This window comes from Paracoccus zeaxanthinifaciens ATCC 21588, assembly GCF_000420145.1.
GTDB classification, from domain to species: Bacteria; Pseudomonadota; Alphaproteobacteria; order Rhodobacterales; family Rhodobacteraceae; genus Paracoccus; species Paracoccus zeaxanthinifaciens.
Window position 1 is genome coordinate 43,642 of the sequence record NZ_ATUJ01000017.1, and the last position, 19,046, is coordinate 62,687.

The following is a 19,046-nucleotide window of genomic DNA, read 5'->3' on the forward strand; positions in this document are numbered from 1 at the left end:
ATGCATCTTGGGTGGCACAGCGGATGCGATGTGGCAAGCAAATTGTATCCGATTGACGGATGCAATCGTATGCGCTAGCGATTGTGCAAAGCAGACAGGCAAACGGAACATGAGCGAGAACAAGACGACCCTGACCGACGCGGTCCACGACCTGCTGAAGAAGGCGATCATCGAGCAGGCGCTGAAACCCGGGATGCGCCTGCCCGAGGATACGGTGGGCGAACAGTTCGGCGTGTCCCGCACCATCGTGCGCCACGCCTTCGTGCGGCTGGAACACGAGGGGCTGATCGCGACCCGGCGCAATCGCGGTGCCTTCGTCGCGGAACCCACGCGGGACGAGGCGCAGAACGTCTTCGAGGTGCGCCGCTGCCTGGAAAGCGACGTGATCCGCCTGTTGTGCAAACGGATGCCCGAAAGCGGCTATGACCGGCTGGAATCGCATGTGCGGCACGAACAGGCCGTGCGCGGCAAGGACGGTCCCGTCGCGATCCGCCTTGCGGGCGAGTTCCATATCCTGCTGGCCGAACTGACCGGCAACCCCGTGCTGGCACGCTATGTCGCCGAGGTCGTGCTGCGCTGCTCGCTGATCCTGTCGCTCTATGCGCGCAGCCATTCATCGGATTGCGCGGTGGACGAACATTCCCAGATCATCGAGGCGATCCGCAGCGGCGATGCCGCCGCCGCCATCGCGATCATGGAACATCACCTGGGCGCGGTCGCGGATCGTGCGGCACTGGTGAACCCGCAGGATAGTATCCAATCCATCCTCTCACATTACGGCAAGGAACTCGCCCCATGACGCAGAAGACCGGCTATCACGCCTTCGATTTCGCGGAACTGACTGCGCGAGAGGCCTACAAGGTGATGATCGGGACCATCGTGCCGCGCCCGATCGCGTGGGTGACGACGATCTCGACCGACGGTGTGGTGAATGCGGCGCCCTACAGCTTCTTCAACTGCCTGTCCGCCGATCCCCCGATCCTGGCACTGGGCGTCGAGAACAAGCCCGACAAGAGCCTGAAGGACACGGCCGAGAACATCCGCATGACGGATTGCTTCACCGTCAACATCGTGGACCGCGCCAATGCCGAGGCGATGGCCGTCACCGCCGCGGGCTTCGCGCCGGGCGTGGATGAACTGGAAATGGCGGGCCTGACCGCCGTTCCGGGCGAAAGCGTGGCCTGCCCCCGCATCGCCGAGGCACCGGTGGCCTTCGAATGCGAACGGTATCTGGGCATCGCCGTCAGCGCATCGCGAGAGATCATCCTGGGCCGCATCCTGCGCGCCCATATCCGCGAGGACATCATCGACCCCGCGACGCATTATTCCGATCATGCGAAGCTGGATGCCCTGGGCCGGATGGGTGGCAACGGCTATGCCGGGACGCTGGATTATTTCGATCTGCCGACCCCCTCGGCCGAGACCGTTCTGGCCGCGCGGGGCGTCTGAGCCGGTTCTTTGACGCGCTGCTGTTTCCATCGTTATGCCTGCACCGGCCAATGCCGGTGCAGGCTTTTCATTGGCCTCAGGCGCGGACCAGCGGCTTCTGGTTCTTCAGGTGGCGCATCGCCAGCTTGCGACCCATGCGACCGGACAGAAGCTGGCGGGCAGGGGGCATTTCCCGGCCTTCCTCGAACAGTTCGGGGAACAGGGTCAGCATCTCCAGCCGGGCCTGGGGCGATACGGCCTTCAGCGCCTGCGCACCGGTATAGAGGCTTTCGGATTCCGCGCCATTCGCCAGCACGATCTCGTGGCGGTCGAACATGAAGTGGACATATTCCACATCCGCTAGGTCGGTCGCGATGTCGATGCCGTCCAGCATCAGCAGCTGCTTGGCGGCAACCAGCACCTCATCCGCATCGAACATCCGCTTGGCGATGTTCGACCGCACGAGGATCCGGTGCTGGGGCGAGACGACCAGGTCCGTCGCGGGGACGTTCTGGCCCAACGCGCCGGCCTTGATGCGGATCGGACGCAGGTTCGCGAAGGCCGCCAGATCGGTTGCCTCAAGCTTGCGGCCACCGATCCACTGCAGCGGACGCAGACCACGGTCCTTGGTCTGGATCAGGTCGCCGACGCGCAGGTCCTGGACCTCGACCTCGCCACGGGCGGTGCGGATCAGCGTGCCCGCCGCGAAGCAGATGACGCCGGTGTTCTCCAGCCCCAGCTGATCCCCCGTGACCCCGGTCAGGACGGTGCCGCCGACATTGTCCAGCACGCCGTCCGCGATATCCGCGCGCAGCCATTGCAGCGCCGAGCTGTATTGCGGATTGCCCGGCGTCGCGTTCCACGTGGCCAAGGTGGCATCGTTGTAGAACGCCGCAAGGTTGATGAAATCGTTGTTCGTCGGATCGCCATCGTCCGCGTTGTCGGCGTTGAAGTCGGTGATGACATCGGCCGAGCTGCCATCCAGGATGAACGTATCCGCGCCATCGCCACCGGTCAGCGTGTCGTTGCCCGCGCCCCCCTGCAGCGTGTCGTTGCCGGCACCGCCAAGAAGGGTGTCGTTCCCTGCACCGCCGTCCAGCAGATCGTTCCCCGCGCCGCCATCCAGCACGTTCGCGGCGGCGTTGCCGGTCAGCGTGTCGTCCTGCGAAGAGCCGGTCACGTTCTCGAAGTTGCTGAACGTGTCGCCCTGCGCATCGCCGCCCGTGGCGGTGTTGGTCGCCAGGTTGACCGTGACGCCTGCCGCCGATCCCGCATAGGACAGCGTGTCGGTGCCCGCGCCGCCATCCAGCGTGTCCGCGCCCGCGCCGCCATTGACGGTATCGTTGCCCGCCCCGCCCGATATGACGTTCGCGCCCGAATTGCCCGTCAGGCTGTCATTCTGGGCCGAACCCGTCAGGTTCTCGAAGTTGCTGATCGTGTCGCCTTGTGCATCGCCACCCGAAGCGGTGTTGTTCGCGATGTCCACGGTGACGCCTGCGGCGGATCCCGCATAGCTCAGCGTGTCGGTGCCCGCGCCACCGTCCAGCACGTCGGCACCGGTGCCGCCCTCGACGATGTCGTCGCCGGTACCACCCTCGATGGTGTCGTTCCCCGCGCCGCCCGACAGCGTGTCATTGCCGCCCAGACCCTGCAGGAGGTTCGCCTGAGAGTTGCCGGTGATGGCGTTGGTGCCGGCATTGCCGCGGACGTTCTCGAAGTTGAGGAAGTCGGTCTGCCACCCGCCGATCGCGGTCGCCGGACCGGTATCGTTCAGCGTGACCCCGATATTCTCGTTGTTCAGCGCCGCCGAATCCAGCGCGATGGTGTCGATGCCCGCACCGCCGTCGATGGTGTCGATGGGCCCGCCCGCCGGGAAGTACCCAAGCTCGGCGGTGTCGTTGCCGCCTTCCAGCTGGACGTTGTCGACGCCTGCGGTGCCCGCAGTGCTGGGTCCGCCGACCCAGAAGTCGTCACCCTCGCCGCCGAAGACGGTGTTCGTCCCGGTGCCGCCGAACAGCGTGTCGTTCCCGGCCCCGCCAAGAAGCGTGTCGTTGCCTGCACCGCCATCCAGCGAATCGTTGCCGTCGCCACCCGTCAGGGTGTCGTTGCCGTCACCGCCCGACAGCGTGTCGTTGCCCGCGCCGCCATCCAGCGCGTTCGCGGCGGCGTTGCCGGTCAGCGTGTCGTTCTGCGAAGACCCGGTCAGGTTCTCGAAGTTGCTGATCGTGTCGCCCTGGGCATCGCCGCCCGTCGCGGTGTTGGTCGCCAGGTTGACGGCGACACCCGCAGCCGATCCCGCATAGGACAGCGTGTCGGTGCCAGCGCCGCCGTCCAGCGTGTCGGCACCTGCGCCGCCATTGATCGTGTCGTTGCCTGCCCCGCCCGAGATGACGTTCGCGCCCGCACTGCCCGTCAGGTTGTCGTTCAGGCCCGAGCCGGTCAGGTTCTCGAAATTGCTGATCGTGTCGCCCTGGGCATCTCCGCCCGACGCGGTGTTGGTCCCGATGTTCACGGTCACGCCCGCGGCCGATCCCGCATAGGTCAGCGTATCGGTGCCCGCGCCGCCATCCAGCACGTCGGCACCGGTGCCACCCTCGACGATGTCGTCGCCGGTGCCGCCTTCAATCGTGTCGTTCCCCGCACCGCCAGACAGCGTGTCGTTGCCGCCCAGGCCCTGCAGAAGGTTCGCCTGAGAGTTGCCGGTGATGGCGTTGGTCCCGGCGTTGCCGCGGACGTTCTCGAAGTTGAGGAAGTTGGTTTGCCATCCGCCAATGGGGGTAGCAGCGCCAGAGTCGTTCAGCGTAATTCCGATGTTCGCGGTGTTCAGCGCAGCCGAATCGAACGCGATGGTATCGATGCCCGCACCGCCGTCGATGGTATCCGTGGGACCGCCCGACGGGAAGTATCCAAGCTCGGCGGTGTCGTTGCCGCCTTCCAGCTGCACGTTGTCGACGCCTGAGGTACCCGCAGTGCTGGGGCCGCCAACCCAGAAGTCGTCACCCTCGCCGCCGAACACGGTATTCGTCCCCGTGCCGCCGAACAGTGTATCGTTGCCATCGCCGCCATAGATCGTGTCGTTGCCTGCACCGCCATCAAGCGAGTCGTTGCCGATCCCGCCATAGATCACGTCGTTGCCGTCATCACCCCGGACGGTATCCGCACCCGCCCCGCCGAAGATGGTGTCGTTGCCACCCCCCCCGTTGATCGAGTCGTTGCCCTCGCGACCGTCGATATAGTTCGCATTGTTGTCGATCACCGGAGCGGTCGAATTGCTGTTCACCCGGTCGGCATAGCCGACACCCATGGTGTCGTTGCCCGTGGTGCCTTCGATCACGGGCTTATAGGCACCCGCAACCCTGTCGGAAGCGAGGCCATTGTCGTCGAGGAATACCGTGCTCAGCTGTACCGACTGGATAGGCTTCAGCTCGAGCGCGTCTTGGCTGGCGGTCTGCGACAGGCCACCCACCATATAGGTGTTGCCCGCCGTATCCTGAGCGATACCGACGACGATCGAGGCCGACGTGGTGCCATCCGCGTAGGTCAGCACCGCGTTCATGAACACGACCCCGTCGAAGGTCTGCGGCGCACCACCGTTTATCGAGAACTGGTCGGTGCTGCCTGCGTTGTCATAGCCTGTGGAACTGCCACCATTTGAGAATCCCGTTCCCCCCGGAGAAAAGGTCTGGATCTGGTTGTAGAGCGGGTTCGTGGAACTGCCGAAGCTCTGGTTGACCAGCGCGGCCGCGTTGTCCACCCGCACAGTGCTGTCGTTGGTATCCAGATCGGCGAAGGTTCCAAGGCTGAACACGTTGAACGTCGTGGGCATTGTCGATCCCTTGATCTTTGGGTGTCAAAGCCGTCCCGAAACTTCTCCGGGCCAGTCGGGCATCAGGGCGCATCGCTCTGCTTCGCATCGTCCCGGTCGCGACCTGTCAGGACGCATTCCTATCGGCCACGGCACCGCCCGGCGCGGGACGCTCAGACCAAGTCAATGGAGATGGAAGAGGGCGGTCGATCCCTTATTACAGAGAGTGCGCGTGATCATTCCGTCGCCCGCAATCAACCATGGAGGGCCTGCGATGCCATCCGGGCCGAAATGCCCTGGAGGGCGTGGTGTTGCTGCGACGGGTCCGGGATCTAGAGCAGCGAGACCTCGAAGGCGCGCGAAGGAACCCCGCGAACGGCGCAGGGGATTGATCTTACAACAACATTCACTGGCATAGAATTCTTTCTGAATTGCTTACAGGCGGTTTGAAGCTCACCGAGCCAAATACACCCTTAACGAATTCTTAACCAATGCGCATCAACTTTATGGCGAATTGTCTGAATTTTATACAGCGGGGCGATACAAGTATAAAACCCGCGGCCCAACAACCAAGGCAATGTTGCTTGGGTGAGCATGTAATGCCCGATGAATAGAGGTTTTCGCAGGGCGCCGCAACCGCCCCACGGGCCTGAAAGATCCCCATCGCGATCGAGCCGGAAAAACGTGACGGATCGGTCCGGCCCGCAATGCCATCACCCAAGCCCGCAAGCGCTGCCGGGTCGGCGGCGCCCTTCGCGGATCGCCTCAGGCCCAGGGCGTCACGAGATACTTCTCGCCCGTGCGCATGGCGCGGTAATCCGTCACGGCTTCCTTGGTCAGCATCTCCTCCAACGAGACGCGGGCCTTGTAGCTGCTGGAGAAGGTCGTCGTCAGGTTGTCCCGAACGCGCTGACGCATCCGCCCCATCGTCTCCTGCCCGACCGATTGCAGGAACGGGAACAGCAGCCAGCCCGACAGGGTCCAGCCGAAGCCGTAGGCAGGGGTCAGGACGGTCGGACCGGTATCAAGGCGACCATAGATGAACATGCGCTTCTGCTGGTTCGAGCCATAGCGCGAATATTCGGACATCTGCTGGACGGCGACGCGTTCCATCGCGCGGAAGGCGGTATCGACCAGCTTGCCGCCGCCGACCGGATCGAAGCCATAGAACGCGCTCGTGTCGGCAATGGCGGCGGTCAGCTGATCCATGAAGTCGTCGGCCGACGAGTTCACCACATGCGTGGCACCCAAGCCCTTCAGCAGCTCGACCTGATCCTCCTTGCGGACGATGTTCACGAGGTCGAGCCCGTCCTCCTGGCAGATGCGGGTCAGCATCTGGCCAAGGTTCGATGCCCCGACGGTGTGCAGGATGGCATTCTGGCCATCGGCCTTGGCATTCTCGACGAAACCGAGCGCGGTCATCGGGTTCACGAAGGCGCTGGCGCCTTCCTCGGCCGAGTGGTCGCCCAGGGGCAGGCACATGGCGGCATCGGCGATGCAATACTGGCTGTAGGCATTGCCCGGCACGCAAGAGACGCGCTGACCGATCAGCGCCTGCGCGGCCTTATCGTCGCCCGCCGCGACGACGGTGCCCGCACCCTCGTTCCCTGCCGGAAGCTTCAGCCCGTGGCGGGATTTCGACGCCGCGTTCGCCTGCGCGGGCATCTGGGCCACGAACTTGTCGGGGCTGAACTGTGCGTTCTCGATATCCGCGCCGCCGACGAGGATGGCAAGATCCGACGGGTTGATCGGCGCCGCCTCCATCCGCACCAGGACCTGGTTGCCGGTCGGATCGGGGAAGGACACCTCTTCGATCGCGACGGTCAGCGTGCCGTCGGCGTCCAGCGTGGTGAACAGTTGCTTGCCGGTGGTGGCCATGCTCGGATCTCCTTGGTTTTCAGTATCCTTGGAGGCGATATGTAGGTTCGGTGCGCGGCCGGGGCTAGGGTCGCCGCGTGCGGAACCTGCACGAACGGCGGGAATACGCGGGCCGCTGCCACTTATCCGCCAGACGGGCCATTCCAATGCCAACTGCTCTTGCTGAAGCTTCGCCACGATTCCCTGGCGCTGATCTTGCACGAGCACGGCACCCGATTGACCGGTAACGGCTCCCAAAGACCTTCGTCGCGTCAAGGCCAGCCGCGCGTCGATGCTGCCTCCCGGAGGCCCGCATGTTCCACCTGCCGGACAGCGCTCGACAGGCGGAATGGTAACGATATCATCCAACCCGAACGTACGTGCTGTCCTGGGGAGGAGAAGGCCGATGCGACAAGCCATCGAGGCTCTTTGGCGTCTGATCGACGTCGTCATGGCGGTACTGCTGACGGGCATGATCGCGCTGGTCTTTCTGAACGTCGTCATGCGCTATGGCTTCTCGAGCGGGCTGCGCGTCACGATCGAGCTGTCGCGCCTGTGGTTCGTCTGGGTGGTGATGCTCGGGGCGGCGGTGGTGCTGCGCCGGGGCGAGCATCTGCAGCTGTCCGAGTTCTCCGAGGCGCTGATGCCCCGTTTCGTTCCCATCCTGCGCCGGATCTGCTGGGCGATCGTGCTGGTGGCGGTGCTGATGCTGTTCGTCGGGGCGTGGCGGCAGACGCAGGCCAACTGGCACAACATCTCGCAGCTGACGGGCCTGCCGTCGGGGCTCTTCTACCTGTCCGGCGTCAATTCTGCCGGGCTGATGGCGGCGGTCGCCGTCGTGCGGATCTTCGGACCCGATCGCGGTCCCGCCGGCACCCACCCCGAGGCACATTGACATGACCCTGATCATCTTCCTTGGCGTCCTGTTCGTCGGTATCCTTGCGGGCCTGCCCGTGGCCTTCGCGCTGCTGCTGTCGTCGATGGCGCTGATGGTTCAGATGAACCTTTTCAGCGCCGACATCCTTGCGCAATCGCTGATCAACGGGGTGGACAGCTTTCCGCTGCTGGCGGTTCCCTTCTTCCTGGTCGCGGGCGAGGTCATGTCGCGCGGCGGCCTGTCGACGCGGATCGTCACGCTTGCCATGTCGCTTGTGGGGCACCAACGGGGCGGGCTGGGATATGTCGCGATCCTGACATCGATCGTCCTGGCGGGGCTGTCGGGATCGGCCGTGGCGGATGCTGCCGCGCTGGTGTCCATCCTCTATCCGATGATGCGCAAGGCCGGATACCCGCAGGGGCGCAGCCTCGGGCTGCTTGCTTCGGGTGGGATCATCGCACCGATCATCCCGCCCTCGCTTCCGCTGATCCTGGTGGGCGTCGCCGGAAACATCTCGATCGCGAAGCTGTTCCTTGCGGGCATCGTGCCGGGGCTGATGATGGCGCTGGTGCTGGTGTCGATCTGGACCGTCATCATGCGCGGCGAGGAGATCGAGACCCTGCCCAAGGCCAGTGCCGCGGCCCGCTGGAAGGCCCTGCGCGAGGGGATCTGGGCGCTGCTGCTGCCGGTCATCATCATCGGGGGCATCCGTTCGGGCGCCTTCACGCCCACCGAGGCCGCCGTCGTCGCCGCGGTCTATGCCATCTTCATCTCGACCGTGATCTACCGCGAGATGAGCTTTGCAAGCTTCGTCGAGATCCTGATCCAGGCGGGCAGGGCCACGGCGATGGTGATGTTCCTTGTCGGTGCCGCGATGGTCGCCGCGTGGCTGATCACCGTGGCGCAGCTTCCCCAGCAGCTGGCCGCATTGCTGCAACCGCTGATCGACAGCCCGCGCGTCCTGATGCTGGTCATCATGCTTCTGGTCCTGTCCGTCGGCATGGTGATGGACCTGTCGCCGACGGTCCTGATCCTCGTGCCGCTGCTGATGCCCGTGGTCCGCATGGCCGGCATCGACGAGGTGTATTTCGGCCTCATGTTCATCCTGAACTGCTCCATCGGGCTGATCACGCCTCCGGTCGGAACGGTCCTGAACGTGGTCTGCGGCGTCGGTCGCGTGCCGATGAGCCAGGCGGTCAAGGGCGTCGGGCCCTTCATCCTCGGCTATGTCGTGCTGCTGGGGCTGTTCATCCTGTTTCCGCAACTGATCACCGTGCCTGCCAGCTTCATGGCCGGCTGATACCAAATCCTTGAGGGAGGAAATCATGAAGACGCTTATCCGTACCACCTGCATGGCCGCCATAATGTCTGTCGCGGCGCTGTCCGCGCAGGCGCAGACCAGCCTGCGCCTGGCCCATGCCGCGCCCGAGAGCGACCTGCAGCAGACGCTCGCCACCTATTTCAAGGAGCAGATCGAGGAGCGCAGCGAGGGCGGGATCACCGTCACGATCTTCCCGCAGGGCCAGCTGGGCAACGACGCCGCGATGGTCGACGGCACCCGGTCGGGCATCATCGACATCGTCATGACCGGCCTGAACAACCTGACCGGCCTCGTGCCGGATGCCGGCGCGTTCGAGCTGCCGTTCATCTTCCCGACCCGTGCCGACGCCTATGCGGTGCTGGACGGCGAGATCGGGCAGGGCATCAGCGCCCAGTTCGAGCCGCAGGGCCTGAAGATGCTGGGATATCCCGAAAACGGCTATCGCAACATGACCAACAATCGCGGCCCCATCGTCGAGCCTGCGGATGTCTCCGGCCTGCAGATGCGGGTGAACAACTCTCGTGCGCTGAGCGACATGTTCCAGCTGCTGGGCGCGACGCCGCAGCAGATCCCGGTGGCCGAGCTTTACACCGCGCTGGAGACGGGCGTCGTCGATGCCCAGGACCACCCGATCGGCATCGTGCAGTCCTTCAAGTTCGACGAGGTGCAGGACTATCTGTCGATGACCCAGCACGCCTATTCGGCCCTGGCGCTGGCCATGAACCTGGACAAGTTCGAAGGTCTGGACGAGGAACAGCAGGCGATGGTCCTGGAGGTCGCCGCCGAAGCAGTCGCCATGCAGCGCGAACTGGCGCAAGAGCGCGAGGACGAGATGATCGCCGACTTGGAAAGCAAGGGGGTGCAGGTCAACCGCGACGTGAACGCCGAGGCGTTCCAGGAAGCGGTGCGTCCGGTCTGGGACAGCTTCGTCGAGCAGAACGGCGATGCCCTGGTGAACGCGATCACCGCGCAATAAGCCCGGTGCATCGAACCTTCCCGGGGGCAGTCATCTGTCCCCGGTTTTGCATTCCAGCCTTGCGGTTCTTTTCAGGGGATCATTCGCCCAGGCTGCTTGCCCGCGACAGCAGTTCCGGATCGATATGCAGGATGGCCGGATCGGACAGCTTGCCGTCCAGCGCCTGCAGGATGAGGGACGCCGTCTCGCGGCCGATCTGCAGCGGGAACGGGTTGACGGTCGTCAGCGGCGGCACGCAGACCGCGGCGATCTCGTAATCGCCGAAACCTGCCACCGCGACCTGTCCCGGGACGTCGATTCCCTGCCTCTGACATTCGCTGAGCGCGCCGAAGGCCGACAGGTCGGACACGCAGATGACGGCATCCGTATCGGGCAGGCGTCGCAGCAGGTCGGCCATCGCCTGCGCGCCCTCGGCCATCGAGATCGGCGGCGGGCCGGCATCGACCAGCCTCGTGGCGTCCAGGCCATGCCGCTGCATCGCGGCGATGAACCCCCGTCGGCGGTCCGAGCCGCGGGTATCCCGCTCGGCCTCGCCACCGATAAAGGCGATGCGGCGCCGACCAAGCGCGACCAGGTGATCGACCAGGGCCCCGATCGCCGCCGCGTTCGAGAAGCCGACGACATGGCCGATGGGCCGATCGGGAAGATCCCAGATCTCGACCACCGGAATCGCGGCCTTTTCCAGAAGCATCCGCGCCCGGTCGGTATGCGTGCCGCCGGTGACGACCATCGCCTCGGGGCGGCGGCGCAGCAGCTGCGCGATCAGCGCCTCTTCGGCCTGAACGTCGTAATCGGTATAGCCAAGCAGGATCTGCAGCCCGCGTTCGCGCAGCCCGTCCGAAAGGCCGCGCACCGTGTTCGCGAAGTTGGCATTGTTGATCGAGGGGATCGTCACGGCGACGAAATCCGAGCGTTGCGAGCGAAGGGCCGAAGCGGTGCTGTCGAAGACATAGCCCAGTTCGTCGGCGGCCTTCATCACGGCGGCGCGGGCGGTCTCGCTGACAAGACCGCCGCCCTTGAAGGCCCGGCTGACCGTCATGGGAGAGACGCCCGCAGCGCGGGCGATGTCGACCATTGTGGGTGGGCGGCGGGTCACGGGCGTCGTTTCCGGTCAGGTGGTATCGATCCCACCCATTTGAGCAGGATCGCGTTCCGTTTCAAGCCGACAATTGGTGGTCGTGCGCGGTGGTGACGTGGTGATGGATGCGGCCGTCGAAATACCGTGCCAGGACGGCCTCGGTCGCGGCCTTGGCACGGGCCCGGACCGGGCTGGCCAGCGCCGTCTCGACCGCCTCGAGGTCGGGATAGCTGATCGCCAGGATCATCGGGATCTCGGGGGCGCCGTCGTCGCGGAACTCGGCAAAGTTGACGCGCACCGCGAGGGCGCCGGGGAAGGCGTTCCACTCCGGCAGCACCTCGGACAGGATGGCGTCGCGAAACGCCTCGTGCTGGCCCTCGCGGACGCGGCCCTCGAACAGGGCGAAGCGGGTGATCATCGGCTGGCCTCCTTGGCAAGCGGGTTGGGGAAGAATTCCATCAGGGCGGCCTGGTCCTGATCGCCCAGACCGCGGGCGGTCAGCTGGCGGTGGATCTCGGCGCAGAGGGCCGTCAGCGGCATCGGGGTGTGGGACAGGCGCGCAAGATCCTGCGCGCCGTTCAGGTCCTTGACCATGTTGTCGATACGGCCCGTCGGGCGATAGTCGCGCCCGGCAAAGCGCGGCATGTATTCCTGGAGAATGGCGCTGTCGGCGCGCCCCCCGGCAAGCGCCTCGGGGATCCTCTCGGCAGAGATGCCCGCCGCTTCCGCCAGGGCCGTCGCCTCGGCCACGGCAAGGAAGTTCAGCCCGCACAGCACCTGGTTGATCAGCTTGGTCGCCTGTCCGGCGCCGGCATCGCCCATGCGTGTCTGGTTGCTGGCGACCTGCGCCAGCAAGCCTTGCGCCTCGGAGACATCGGCCTCGGCCCCGCCCTGCATGAGGGTCAGCTGACCGGTCGCCGCCTTCGGCGCCCCGCCCGAAAGGGGGCTGTCCACCCACCGCAACCCGCGATCTGCGGCATCGCGTGCCAGCGCCTGAGTTGCCGTCGGATCGATCGAGGACATGTCGATGATCAGCGTCCCCGGCGCTGCCCCCGAGGCCACGCCATCGGAGCCGAACACCGCGTCCCTGACGATCCCGGGGGCGTTCAGCGACAGGATCACCGCCTGCGCCCCGCGGGCCGCCTCGGCCGCGCTGGTCGTCGCGGTGGCGCCAAGGGCCTCCAGCGGCTGCATCTGCGCGGGATTGCGGTCGAAGACGCGCAGCCGCGTTCCGGTGCGTGCAAGGCGCGCGCCGATGGCGCCGCCCATCGCGCCGGCACCGATCAGGGCGATGGTCTGGGTCATGTTCGATCTCCTTGAATGGCCTGGATTGCGGTGTCCGCGATCACGTCCAGCGGCAGCATGATGTCCAGCGCGACGGCTTCGTCCGCGCCCGGCGGTTCCAGCGTCGCGATCTGGCTGTCCAGCAGCGCCGGGGGCATGTAGTGGCCCTTGCGCCCGGACATGCGCGCGGCGATGACGTCGCGCGGACCGTGCAGATAGAAGAACGTGACCGGCCCGCCAGCCGCTTCGCGCAACCGATCCCGATAGGCGCGACGCAGTGCGGAACAGCCGACGATCACGGGCGCGCTTTCGGACAGTGTCCTTGCCACTTCGTCCAGCCAGGGCCAGCGGTCCGCGTCGGTCAGCGGGGTGCCTGCCGCCATCTTGGCGACATTGCCCGCGGGATGCAGATCGTCGCCGTCCAGGTAGGGCACGCCAAGTCGTCGTGCCAGCGCAAGCCCGACGCTGGTCTTGCCGGTTCCCGACACCCCCATGACGACACCGCGCAGTGTCACAGCGATGCCGTGATGCCGCCGTCCACATAGAGGACGTGCCCATTCACGAAGCTGGACGCGTCCGAGGACAGGAACACGCAGGCCCCGACCAGTTCCTCGACCCGGCCCCACCGCCCTGCGGGCGTCCGCTTTTCCAGCCAGCCAGAGAATTCGGGATCGGCGACCAGCGCGGCATTCAGGGGCGTGTCGAAATATCCCGGCGCGATCGCGTTGCAGTTCAGGCCAAGGCGCGCCCAGTCGGTCGCCATCCCCTTGGTCAGGTTGCCCACCGCCCCCTTCGTCGCGGTATAGGGTGCGATCGAGGGCCGCGCGAGCGAGGTCTGCACGCTTGCGATGTTGATGATGCGCCCGATTCCGCGCGCGATCATGTGGCGGGCGACCGCTTGGCCGACATTGAAGACCGAGGCGACATTGGTCTGAAGCAGCCGCTGGAAGGCATCGGCCGGAAAATCCTCGAGAGGCGCGCGGAACTGCATCCCGGCGTTGTTAACCAGGATGTCGATGGGCCCGACATCCGCCTCGAAGCCGTCGATGGCGGTGCGGACCGCATCGTGATCGGTCACGTCGAAGACAAGCGAACGCGCGCCGGCGATCTGCTGCGCGGCCTCGGCCAGGCGGTCGGCATCGCGGCCGTTCAGCACCACCTCGGCGCCGGCATCTGCCAGCCCGCGTGCAAGCGCCAATCCGATCCCCTGCGACGACCCTGTCACCAGTGCGCGCCGCCCGGTCAGGTCGAACAATGCGTGGCTCATGCAACTCCTCCTCTGCATTCCTGCCCGCGATTGGCTCTCGACAACGCGGCGTTCGTCTCGTTATGGTATCGTTACCAACAGGCTGTCAAGCCAAACTGCCGGAGGACCGAATGACCCGCCCCCAGATACTGCAGACCGGCCCCTATCCCGAATGGGATCAAGGTCCCCTGGACGCCGATTTCACCATGCACCGCCTGTTCGAGGCGGATGATCGCGACGCCTTCCTGGCCCAGCACGGACCCGAGGTCCGGGCCATCGCGACGCGGGGCGAACTGGGCGCCAACGCGGCCATGATCGCGGCATGCCCCAAGCTCGAGATCATCAGCGTCTATGGCGTGGGCTTCGACGCGGTCGATCTTGCGGCGTGCCGGGCGCGCGGGATCCGCGTGACGAACACCCCCGACGTGCTGACCTCGGACGTGGCCGATCTGGGTGTCGCGATGATGCTGATGCAGTCGCGCGGCATGTTGGGGGCGGAACGGTGGGTCCGCGACGGGTCCTGGGCCGCGAAGGGGCTCTATCCGCTGCAGCGCAGGGTATGGGGGCGACGGGCCGGCGTGCTGGGTCTTGGCCGGATCGGTACCGAGGTCGCCAGGCGCCTTCAGGGCTTCGGCATGCAGATCAGCTATGGCGCGCGCGCGGCGCAGGACCACGCCCATTCGGACTGGCGCTTTGTCGCGGATCCGGTGCAACTGGCCGCGGAAACCGATTTCCTGTTCGTGACGCTGGCCGCCTCGGCGGCGACGCGGCACATCATCGACCGGAACGTGATCGAGGCCCTCGGCCCCGAGGGGATGCTGATCAACATTTCCCGCGCGTCCAACATCGACGAGGAGGCGCTGCTGGATGCGCTGGAATCAGGACGGCTGGGATCGGCGGCACTGGACGTCTTCGACGGCGAACCCGCACTGAATCCGCGCTTCCTTGCGCTGGAGAACGTCCTGCTGCAGCCTCACCACGCGTCGGGCACGATCGAGACGCGCAAAGCGATGGGCCAGTTGCTGCGCGACAATCTGACGGCCCATTTCGCGGGGCAGGCCCTGCCGACGGCGGTGCTGTGATGAAGGCTCTGGTCATCCATGCCGCCAAGGATCTGCGCCTCGAGGATCGTCCCGATCCCGTGCCCGGACCGGGCCAGGTTCTTCTGCGCCTTGCGACCGGCGGGATCTGCGGTTCCGACCTTCACTATGTCAATCATGGCGGCTTCGGCGCCATCCGCCTGAAGGAGCCGATGATCCTCGGCCACGAGGTCTCGGCCCGTGTCGAGGCCTTGGGCGAGGGGGTGACGGGCCTTATCCCGGGCCAGCTGGTGGCGGTGTCCCCGTCGCGCCCCTGCGGCAGCTGCAAGTTCTGCCACGAGGGCCTGCCGAACCATTGCCTGGACATGCGGTTCTATGGCTCGGCCATGCCGTTCCCGCATGTGCAGGGGGCGTTCCGTCAACTGCTGGTGGCCGATCCGTCGCAATGCGTGGATGCGACGGGGCTGACGCCGGGCGAGGCCGCGATGGCCGAGCCGCTGGCCGTGACCCTGCACGCGACAAGGCGGGCGGGCGAGATGCTGGGCGCCCGTGTCCTGGTGACGGGTTGCGGCCCGATCGGCCTGCTGTCGATCCTTGCCGCCCGTCGCGCCGGCGCCGCCCAGATCGTGGCCGCCGACCTGTCGGACTATACCCTTGGCCTTGCACGGCAGATCGGGGCCGACAAGGTCGTGAACCTTCGGTCCGATCCCGACGGGCTTGCGCCCTATGGTGCCGGAAAGGGCCATTTCGATGTCCTTTATGAATGTTCGGGCGCGCAGCCCGCGCTTGTGGCGGGTATCGCGGCCATGCGCCCGCGTGGCGTCGTGCTGCAGCTGGGGCTGGGCGGGGACATGAGCCTGCCGATGATGATGCTGACGGCCAAGGAGCTGGACCTGCGCGGCAGCTTCCGGTTCCACCCCGAGTTCGCGACCGGTGTCGCGCTGATGCAGCAAGGGCTGATCGACGTGAAGCCGCTCATCAGCCACACCATAGAGCTGGCCGAGGCCGCGTCCGGCTTCGACCTGGCATCCGACCGAAGCAGGGCGATGAAGGTGCAGATCAACTTCTAGTCCGCGGGGGCAGGGCCGGCATCCCGCATCTGCAGCGGGGTGCTGACGGAATGGGGGGCCGCAATCAGACCGGAACCGGCAGGCGGACTCGTCGCATCCCCTCCTGCACCTTGCGCAGCGGCCCCAGAAAGCGCGGGACGAGGGCGTCGGTCTCGACCTGCGCCGCCGACGCGCCGACATTGATCGCCGCAACCGCCACCCCCTGCGCCGAGAACAGCGGCACCGCGATCGAGCGCAACCCGATCTCGACCTCCTGGTCGATCACGGCATAGCCGTCGTGGCGTGCGGCCTCGATCCTCTCGACGATCTCGTCGGGGGCGGTCAGGCTGAAGCGGGTGCGCGGGGTCAGGTCGGCTTGGTCCAGAAGTGCGCGCACGCGGTCGGGGGGCAGGGCGGCCAGCAGCACCCGCCCCATCGAGGTGCAATGCGCGGGCAGACGCGACCCCGGCATCAGGTTGATCGACATGACCCTCCGTTGGGCGGCGCGGGCCAGGTACACGATCTCGGTCCCGTCCAGGATCGAGACCGAGGCCGATTGCCCCACCTGGTCCGACAGCTGGTCCAGCCAGGGCTGCATGATCTGCGGCAGGGGCATCGCCGACAGCGCCCCCATCCCAAGACGCAGGACCCGTGCGGTCAGGGTGAAGAACTTGCCGTCGTAATCCGCGTATCCGGCATCGTGCAGGGTCAGCAGCAGGCGCCGCGCCGTCGCGCGGTCGAAGCCGGTCGCGCGCGCCATGTCGGTGATCGACATGCGCGGATGTTCGGGACTGAACGCCTCGATCGCGGTCAGTCCCTTGACCAGCGAGCCGACGATATCCGACCTGTTTGCCATGCGCACAAAGTTGATCGCAATGCGAACAAAGATCAAGATGTGAACGGATCGACGTGACAAGAACGGCCCCGCCCGTGAACAAAGGGGGTCGGAGAACAGGAGGGGACATGGACAAGCGGATTTCGACGCTGGCCGATGCCGTCGCGGGGGTGAAGGACGGCGCGACCGTGATGGTCGGCGGCTTTGGCGGATCGGGGGCGCCCATCGAACTGATGCACGCGCTGATCGACCGCTACCTGGCCACGGGCAGACCCGCGCGGCTGACGGTCATCAACAACAATGCGGGCAACGGACATGTCGGCATCGCCGCGATGATCGAACAGGGCATGGTCGCAAAGGTGATCTGCTCGTTCCCGCGCTCGGCCGATCCGCGGGTCTTCACCGAACGCTATCTTGCGGGCGAGATCGAACTGGAGCTGGTGCCGCAGGGCACCCTGGCCGAGCGGATCCGCGCGGGCGGCGCAGGCATCCCGGCCTTCTATACCCCCACGGGCTTCGGGACCGAACTGGCGATGGGCAAGCCCGTCGCAGAGTTCGACGGGCGGTCCTACGTGCAGGAGCGGTGGCTGAAGGCCGACGTGGCGCTGATCAAGGCCGAGACGGGCGACCGCCTCGGCAACCTGACCTATCGCATGGCCGCGCGCAATTTCGCGCCCCTGATGGCGATGGCGGCGACGCGGACGATCGTGCAGGTCGCACAGCTGGTCGAACCCGGCGGGATCGAGCCCGAGGCCGTCGTCACGCCCGGCATCTTCGTCGATGCCGTCGTGCATGTCCCCGATCCCGCCCAGGAAGAGGACCTGAACCGGTCCGGGGCCCGCCATCCGAAGGTGACCGCATGACCGCCGGACTGACCAATGCCCAGATCGCCTGGCGCGCCGCGCAGGACATCGAGGACGGCGCCTATGTGAACCTCGGGATCGGGTTTCCGGAAATGGTCACCCGTTTCCAGCCCGACGGACGGCAGGCGATCTTCCATACCGAGAACGGCATCCTCGGCTTCGGCGAGGCGCCCCCGCCGGGGCAAGAGGACTGGGACCTGATCAATGCGGGCAAGAAGGCCGTGACATTGCGGCCCGGCACGGCCTTCTTCGATCACGCCGACAGCTTCGCGATGGTTCGGGGCGGGCATCTGGACGTCGCGATCCTTGGCGCGTTCCAGGTGGCCCAGAACGGCGATCTGGCGAACTGGTCGACCGGCCCCAAGGGCGTGCCCGCCGTCGGTGGCGCGATGGACCTCGTGCATGGGGCGCGGCGCGTTGCCGTCCTGACGGATCACGTCACAAGGGACGGCAGGCCCAAGCTGGTCGATCGCTGCACCCTGCCGCTGACGGGCGTGGGCTGCGTCACGCGGCTCTATACCTCGCTGGCGGTCATCGACATCGAAGGTGGCCGCTTCATTCTGCGAGAGAAGCTGCCCTCGATCCGACTTGACGACTTGCAATTGCTGACCGGCGCCGTGCTGCATCTTGACGGCACGCCCGCCGATCTGTCCGTCCCCGAGATGTGAGATGGCGGAAGCCTTGATCCCTGATCATGTCCGCACTCGGGTCGGGCGCTTCGGCACGCCCAAGGCCGGGAGCGCCCTCAGCTGTGCGGCTCGGATCCGCGACACATCATTGGACGGCACCTCGTGAGCTCGCTGGTCGAGGCGCTATGTGGCATCTGTCGAAGCGATCAGATAGCCTTCGTGCTGCGGTTCAAGCAGGAGTCGGCGACCGCCCATGGCACGGGCGGCCCGCGGCCAAGATTTTCCGGCATTCATCCCGCAGCGTAGGAGCGATCTGCGCATCTTGGGCTATAATGGGCTCTTCCCTCGCGGCGCGAACCTGAAAGCTCCGAGCAGATCGTCGGGCTGCTCGAAATGCTTCCAAAGTTCGTCGGGGATCGTTTTGCCCGCGTCCCTTCAAGGAGGCATCAATAGGGTGACATATACACAGAAGAACGGACAGCCTCCTCAGTTCGTACGTAAACGGTAGCCAAGAAACACTTGAAGAATAGAGGCATCGTTCAACACGAGACCAAAACTCCCCAAATGGGTCGGCTTGGTTGCATCCTAGGCTCCAGACTCATTGATGGTCACAGCCAGAACATGACGGTGGCAGCGAGAGCGACGGCGGAGAGGAAGACCTTTGGGCATCTATCGTAACGTGTCGCTACTCGCCGCCAGTCCTTCAACCTACCGAACATGATCTCTATGCGGTTGCGTCGTCTGTAGCGTCGCTTGTC

Annotated in this window: 18 protein-coding genes; 9 read left to right on the plus strand and 9 right to left on the minus strand. The window is 65.9% G+C overall.

The annotated features are described in order from the left end of the window. Nucleotides 1–109 precede the first annotated feature (109 nt). Both F804_RS0113800 and F804_RS0113805 read left to right on the plus strand, forming a co-directional pair. Nucleotides 110–799, plus strand: a complete 690-nt coding sequence (locus F804_RS0113800; RefSeq protein ID WP_022708338.1) for a GntR family transcriptional regulator — start codon at nucleotides 110–112, stop codon at nucleotides 797–799. Continuing rightward, nucleotides 796–1,449, plus strand: a complete 654-nt coding sequence (locus F804_RS0113805) for a flavin reductase family protein (RefSeq protein WP_022708339.1) — start codon at nucleotides 796–798, stop codon at nucleotides 1,447–1,449. Before F804_RS0113800 ends, F804_RS0113805 begins: the two co-directional genes overlap by 4 nt. Before the next feature lie 76 nt (nucleotides 1,450–1,525). Here F804_RS0113805 and F804_RS17715 read toward each other — a convergent pair whose 3' ends face one another. Together F804_RS17715 and F804_RS0113815 are read right to left on the minus strand one after the other, a co-directional pair. After that, entirely contained in the window at nucleotides 1,526–5,254 is a 3,729-nt protein-coding gene (locus tag F804_RS17715) for a Hint domain-containing protein (RefSeq protein WP_022708340.1), read from the minus strand. A gap of 744 nt (nucleotides 5,255–5,998) precedes the next feature. After that, a complete protein-coding gene (locus F804_RS0113815; RefSeq protein ID WP_022708341.1) occupies nucleotides 5,999–7,111 on the minus strand; it encodes a zinc-binding dehydrogenase in 1,113 nt (370 codons plus the stop codon). Between the two features lie 385 nt (nucleotides 7,112–7,496). Between F804_RS0113815 and F804_RS16590 the strand changes: the two genes are divergently transcribed. Genes F804_RS16590 through F804_RS0113830 form a run of 3 tightly spaced genes read left to right on the plus strand, consistent with a single transcriptional unit; the run spans nucleotide 7,497 to nucleotide 10,264 of the window. Beyond that, on the plus strand, nucleotides 7,497–7,985 hold the full coding sequence (locus F804_RS16590; protein ID WP_022708342.1) for a TRAP transporter small permease: 489 nt from the start codon (nucleotides 7,497–7,499) through the stop codon (nucleotides 7,983–7,985). Nucleotide 7,986: 1 nt separating this feature from the next. Continuing rightward, entirely contained in the window at nucleotides 7,987–9,267 is a 1,281-nt protein-coding gene (locus F804_RS0113825) for a TRAP transporter large permease subunit (protein WP_022708343.1), read from the plus strand. Nucleotides 9,268–9,292: 25 nt separating this feature from the next. Continuing rightward, on the plus strand, nucleotides 9,293–10,264 hold the full coding sequence (locus tag F804_RS0113830; RefSeq protein WP_022708344.1) for a DctP family TRAP transporter solute-binding subunit: 972 nt from the start codon (nucleotides 9,293–9,295) through the stop codon (nucleotides 10,262–10,264). A 79-nt stretch (nucleotides 10,265–10,343) separates the two neighbouring features. Here F804_RS0113830 and F804_RS0113835 read toward each other — a convergent pair whose 3' ends face one another. The 5 genes from F804_RS0113835 to F804_RS0113855 form a co-directional block, all read right to left on the minus strand. Continuing rightward, the gene (locus F804_RS0113835; protein ID WP_022708345.1) at nucleotides 10,344–11,339 is read right to left on the minus strand and encodes a LacI family DNA-binding transcriptional regulator; all 996 of its coding nucleotides are present in this window, start codon (nucleotides 11,337–11,339) and stop codon (nucleotides 10,344–10,346) included. A gap of 82 nt (nucleotides 11,340–11,421) precedes the next feature. Next, nucleotides 11,422–11,760 (minus strand): hypothetical protein, encoded by a 339-nt coding sequence (locus F804_RS0113840; protein WP_022708346.1) that lies wholly within the window; start codon nucleotides 11,758–11,760, stop codon nucleotides 11,422–11,424. Continuing rightward, a complete protein-coding gene (locus F804_RS0113845) occupies nucleotides 11,757–12,647 on the minus strand; it encodes an NAD(P)-dependent oxidoreductase (RefSeq protein WP_022708347.1) in 891 nt (296 codons plus the stop codon). The genes F804_RS0113840 and F804_RS0113845 overlap by 4 nt, the downstream gene beginning before the upstream one ends. Next, nucleotides 12,644–13,141 carry a gluconokinase gene (locus tag F804_RS0113850; protein ID WP_022708348.1) on the minus strand — a complete coding sequence of 166 codons (498 nt, stop codon included), beginning with the start codon at nucleotides 13,139–13,141 and terminating at the stop codon, nucleotides 12,644–12,646. The genes F804_RS0113845 and F804_RS0113850 overlap by 4 nt, the downstream gene beginning before the upstream one ends. Beyond that, entirely contained in the window at nucleotides 13,138–13,893 is a 756-nt protein-coding gene (locus F804_RS0113855; protein ID WP_022708349.1) for an SDR family oxidoreductase, read from the minus strand. Before F804_RS0113855 ends, F804_RS0113850 begins: the two co-directional genes overlap by 4 nt. Before the next feature lie 110 nt (nucleotides 13,894–14,003). On the opposite strand from F804_RS0113855, the gene F804_RS0113860 reads away from it, so the two are divergent. Further along, entirely contained in the window at nucleotides 14,004–14,954 is a 951-nt protein-coding gene (locus F804_RS0113860; RefSeq protein ID WP_022708350.1) for a 2-hydroxyacid dehydrogenase, read from the plus strand. Continuing rightward, nucleotides 14,954–15,982 carry an L-idonate 5-dehydrogenase gene (locus F804_RS0113865; RefSeq protein ID WP_022708351.1) on the plus strand — a complete coding sequence of 343 codons (1,029 nt, stop codon included), beginning with the start codon at nucleotides 14,954–14,956 and terminating at the stop codon, nucleotides 15,980–15,982. Before F804_RS0113860 ends, F804_RS0113865 begins: the two co-directional genes overlap by 1 nt. A 64-nt stretch (nucleotides 15,983–16,046) precedes the next feature. On the opposite strand, the gene F804_RS0113870 is transcribed toward F804_RS0113865, so the two are convergent. Next, nucleotides 16,047–16,817, minus strand: a complete 771-nt coding sequence (locus F804_RS0113870) for an IclR family transcriptional regulator domain-containing protein (RefSeq protein WP_028726001.1) — start codon at nucleotides 16,815–16,817, stop codon at nucleotides 16,047–16,049. A gap of 107 nt (nucleotides 16,818–16,924) precedes the next feature. Here F804_RS0113870 and F804_RS0113875 point away from each other — a divergent pair, with 107 nt between their 5' ends. Then, nucleotides 16,925–17,659, plus strand: coding sequence for a 3-oxoacid CoA-transferase subunit A (locus tag F804_RS0113875; protein ID WP_022708353.1), 735 nt, complete (start codon nucleotides 16,925–16,927; stop codon nucleotides 17,657–17,659). Next, nucleotides 17,656–18,327 (plus strand): 3-oxoacid CoA-transferase subunit B, encoded by a 672-nt coding sequence (locus tag F804_RS0113880; RefSeq protein WP_022708354.1) that lies wholly within the window; start codon nucleotides 17,656–17,658, stop codon nucleotides 18,325–18,327. The genes F804_RS0113875 and F804_RS0113880 overlap by 4 nt, the downstream gene beginning before the upstream one ends. A gap of 569 nt (nucleotides 18,328–18,896) precedes the next feature. Here the strand turns inward: F804_RS0113880 and F804_RS17235 are convergent. Then, the coding region (locus F804_RS17235; protein ID WP_156845252.1) for a transposase at nucleotides 18,897–19,046 on the minus strand (150 nt) is incomplete at its 5' end.